Here is a 4,315-nt window from a genome sequence, read left to right as displayed (position 1 = left end):
TGTGCCATCCTGATATAGGTAATATCAGCACACCAGACCTGATCAGGATGCTCTGTCGCCAAATTCAACTCCGTCTCCCCTTGAGGTTCATAATAATACCCTGACAGGGACAATCCTAATAGTTCGCATTGCCTGCCTATCGGCATCTTTATAAGTCCTGTATCTATCAATGCCCGTTTCTCCTTAGCGGTAATCTCTGGGACTTTTTTTTCAAGCCACTCCAGTTCTACTTTTAATTGCCCTGTCTGACGGTATAGCTCTGCTGCAAGCTCCTCTCTATCCTTATCACGATAAACCCTCTTGTCCGAAAAAATCGCAGGTAGTTCTTCCAGCAGCTTCTTCTTCCATTGCCCTATCTGGTTAGAGTGAACTCCATATTCACCAGCGAGCTGTGGTCTTTTCTCCCCTTGCTGCTTCAAAGGCTATTTTTGCCTTTAATGCCGCATCCCGTGATTTCGTTGTTCCACTAAATTGCCCTGTCCAGTTTTTGGGGAGTATTATAATATCAACTCACTTTAAAAAAGTAAGGAAGAAACTTAACGAAAAAATACGACAGAATCAGGGGCGGTATGGACAAGAGGATGATCGACGCACAGACTTGCCCCCAGGGTACCTCCATCCCGACGACCGCAAAGGCAGCTGAGGCAACTGGCATGGTGACGGCCCAATGAGACGTAAGGACAAACGCGAGAAAGAATTCGTTCCAGATGAGAATGAAGACGAAGACACACATTCCCAGTATGCTGGGAAGCGAAATAGGAAGCGCGATCCGGGTGAACACTTGAAAGGGAGTACACCCTTCCAGGTTGGCCGCTTCCTCGCATTCAATCGGCACCCGCTTGAAGCACTCAATAGTTAGCCAGATCAAGGAGCTCACTGAGATGGTAAGATAGGTGAATATGATGGCCGGCATGGTATCGAGCATCTGAAGTCGCAGCCAAATAGTAAAAAACGGAATCACTACTGCGATCGGGGGCATAAAACGCAGGGTAAGGACGAAAAAACGGAGGTCGGAACTGCCTCGGAAGCGAAACCGGGCGAAGATGTACCCGACTGGGACGCCCAGGATGAAACCGAACAGGAGGGATAGAGGAACGATCACTAGGCTGTTCTGCAATCCCCGCATCAGGGTTGGTAAACCCAAAACCCGTACGTAGTTTTCGAGTGTCGGCGTGAAGAAAAACCTGGGTGGAAAGGCAATAATATCGACCCGGGACTTGAAGGATGAAAAGAACATCCAGAGGACGGGTGTTAGGGCAATCAGGACAATCAAGGCAATGAGGACGGTCATCCCCGCTTTTTTTGCTGTCAGCTGTGCCATTTTGCCAGACCCTTCCAGACTAGGGTGATCAGAACGATTGTCAGGACCAGCATTGTGGTGGACATGGCCGAAGCGTAGGAAATCCGACCAGCAGAGCCGATTCCCTGCCAGTATGCATACATGTCGATCGTTTCAGTAGACTTTCCTGGGCCACCCGCTGTCAGGACGAAAATGAAATCGAAGGTGCGCAGCGATTCCATCGCCTTGATGAAAAAGATCGACAGAAAAGGTGGAATAATCACCGGGAAAATAAGATATCGATAGAGTTGCCAGCGTCGAGCGCCGTCCAAGACTCCCGCCTCGATGATTTCCTGAGGGACTTCTTCGAAGAGAATCATAGTCAAAGCGGCAATCAGAAGGCTCCACTGCCAGATATCGATGACCGCGATCGAGAAAAGGGCGTATGCCGGGTTGTCTAGAAAACCAACCCTGCCGATTCCGATTAAACGAGTGAAATAATTGAAAAGACCGATGGCCGGGGAGTACATCAGCCGCCACATATAGGCAGCTCCGATACGGGGGAGTAATGCCGGGATGATAAACACGAACAGGCAAAAAGTCCGCCAGCGCCCCCGCGTGAAATCGTGGATCAGGGGCGCCAGAAGTCCGCCCCCCAGGAAAACCGACCCAAACAAGGTAGTGACCAGCCAAACACCGGTGACGCGCAGCGCATTAGAGAAACGTGGATCGGTTAACAGTCGGAGATAATTCTGCAATCCAACAAATCTGATTGGTCTCGTACTGCGAAGGTCCCAGTTGTGGAGAGAGTAGTACACGGCGCTGATTAAGGGGTAAAAGGCCAGGAAAAACAAAATGGCGAACGCGGGGATCATGAAAAGTAAAAAAAACTGTTTTTTGGTCATATTCTGTATTCCCTCTCCGCTAAGAACAGGTATAGGTGGCGGACCGGTGTCTTTTCCTATTGATCGGGTGGCACCGGTCCGAATCCCTTCATCCAGTCGCCCGCAAAGTCGGCTGGAGGTGGTTTACTCTTCCGCCAGCACTTCCTGGGCGTATCTCACTGCGTCATCCAGGGCGGCTTGAATGTCGTAGGGTTCTCCGACATAGGCTTTGGCAAACAGTTCTTCGAGCTTCAGACCCAGGTAATCCCCGATTTCCGGCCACTGGGGAATCTGAGGGATCGTCAATTCCTGGGCTTCCATCATCGCCAGCTGGGCTTCGATAAATTCGGCCGGATACGCGGCAGCGAACTCGGGACTGGCAAATGTTGAGGTCCGGGCGTTGGTCAGGCCGCTCCCTGCCAACACTTTGCGGATTTCGTTTTCCTTGCTGGTGAACCAGCCGATGAATTTTCCGGCGGCGACCCGTTCTTCTTCCGTCCGACAGCCGGGAGATGAAATGGCTAGACCATGGGTTGAGGTATTCGAGACGCGTCCTTTCGGACCAGCGGCCGGAGGGGCGTAGCCCATCTTATCCACGACCACCGACTCTTCCGGATCCATCAGATAATCCATTTTCAAATTGGCAAAGCTCGCGATGGCGATCTTCCCGGCGGCAAAGGCGTCCATGACATCTGACCAAGACATGGTGGGACTGGGACTGTGTTTGATTAGTTCGATATAATACTCAACTGCCTGCACGGCTTCTGGGGAATTGAAGACTGGGTTCCCATCCTCGTCCAGATATCGTCCCTCGAACCTTCTCAAGTAGGGGCTGAAGCGCCAGACATTCATGCCCGAACCACGCAAGCCGCGTGTCGCAGTTCCATAAAGATCGGGAGGATTGTGAAAATGCTTGACCACTTCGAGATAGTCATCGAGAGTTTCGGGTACCGCGATCCCGTCGGCTTCAAAAAGATCTTTTCGGTAAAACATGATTTCACCCTCGAAGGTCATCGGAGCTCCGTAGGCCACCCCGTCATAAGAAAGGACATTGACCAAGGGCTGGGAAAAGCCTTCGAAATCGTATTCCGCCGGATAGTAATCCCTGATCGGGACCAGCCACCCATTTGCCGCGAATTCGGCCACGTTCGCTTCATCGATATAGTAGACTTGGTATAGACCAGCACCGGTGGCGGCATCGAGGCGGGACCGCGACCGCCGCTCTAGCTCAGCAAAATAATGAATGACCACATCGATGTTTTCTCTTTCTTCGAATTCGGGGAGATATTGCTCAAGCAATTCCCATTCCCGACGGGGTTGGGAGAGAACATTGATTACTACCCGGTCGGACGCACTAACGGCAAACGTCATTGCGAGAAAGAGAAGCAGGGTTGAGGCAACGAACAAAATCAACAGAAAAAGCTTTCTTTTCATGAATCTTCATCCTCCTGTCTAGCAGTATTTGATAACAACATCAGAAACTATTCCCCAAACCTCCTTTCTTCACGGAATACCCGATCGAGAGGCCCTCATGAGTGCAAACAAGAAGGCTTTCGCTCGACGATACCTGATGTTCATCAAAATCCTTCCTGGACGATTTTCCCTATCGCCTTACCGCTTTCGATGACTGCATAAGCCCGCTTCAGGTTATAAGCGTTCACTGTTCCGTAATGTTCGTAAAACGTTGTTTTCAATACTCCATTATTGACCAGATTCGCTATTTCATTAAGCAAGCGGTGTTGTGCGATCATATCCGGTGTCTGGAAAAGGGGTCGGGTAAACATGAGTTCCCAATGAAGAGACAGGCTTTTCTTCATTTGAGAAAACCCCGGGCCGGTGTCTACCATCAACCCCGCAGCATCCCAACCCAGAACTCTCGTTTGACCGGGATCCAGATCAACTCGGTGGCGTACCTTGGTATCCACGGGATTCACGGAAACGGCTTATTACTTGAACCAGCGGCTCTCGATATGCAGGAACAGGCACCGGCTGTTCAAAATCGATCAAGGCTTCCGGTTTGGTAATCGGTAATGGCCGTCGGTAACCTATGGCCTTCATGGACTGTTGCATGGAAAAACCTCCTTTTTTAAGCTTTTCCAGCACTCCCCAACAGTTTAATTTTATCACGCAAAGCAGATTTCATCAGGTTGAC

The 4,315-nt window shown here is 50.5% G+C and carries 5 protein-coding genes; all 5 read right to left on the bottom strand.

Annotated features, from left to right (window positions below; translation table 11 throughout):
- Positions 1–419 (bottom strand): hypothetical protein (locus VLH40_09060; GenBank protein ID HSV32151.1); only part of this gene is annotated, 419 nt, incomplete at its 3' end.
- Between the two features lie 86 nt (positions 420–505).
- Positions 506–1,321 carry a carbohydrate ABC transporter permease gene (locus VLH40_09055; protein HSV32150.1) on the bottom strand — a complete coding sequence of 272 codons (816 nt, stop codon included), beginning with the start codon at positions 1,319–1,321 and terminating at the stop codon, positions 506–508.
- Entirely contained in the window at positions 1,309–2,184 is an 876-nt protein-coding gene (locus VLH40_09050) for a sugar ABC transporter permease (protein HSV32149.1), read from the bottom strand. The genes VLH40_09055 and VLH40_09050 overlap by 13 nt, the downstream gene beginning before the upstream one ends.
- A 123-nt stretch (positions 2,185–2,307) precedes the next feature.
- A complete protein-coding gene (locus VLH40_09045; protein ID HSV32148.1) occupies positions 2,308–3,597 on the bottom strand; it encodes a sugar ABC transporter substrate-binding protein in 1,290 nt (429 codons plus the stop codon).
- 143 nt (positions 3,598–3,740) lie between these two features.
- Entirely contained in the window at positions 3,741–4,010 is a 270-nt protein-coding gene (locus VLH40_09040; protein HSV32147.1) for a zinc-binding dehydrogenase, read from the bottom strand.
- Between the last annotated feature and the right edge of the window lie 305 nt (positions 4,011–4,315).

The organism is Atribacteraceae bacterium (assembly GCA_035477455.1).
Taxonomy (GTDB): Bacteria; Atribacterota; Atribacteria; order Atribacterales; family Atribacteraceae; genus DATIKP01.
The sequence above is the reverse complement of the archived record's forward strand: the minus strand, read 5'-3'. Positions and strand labels throughout refer to the sequence as shown.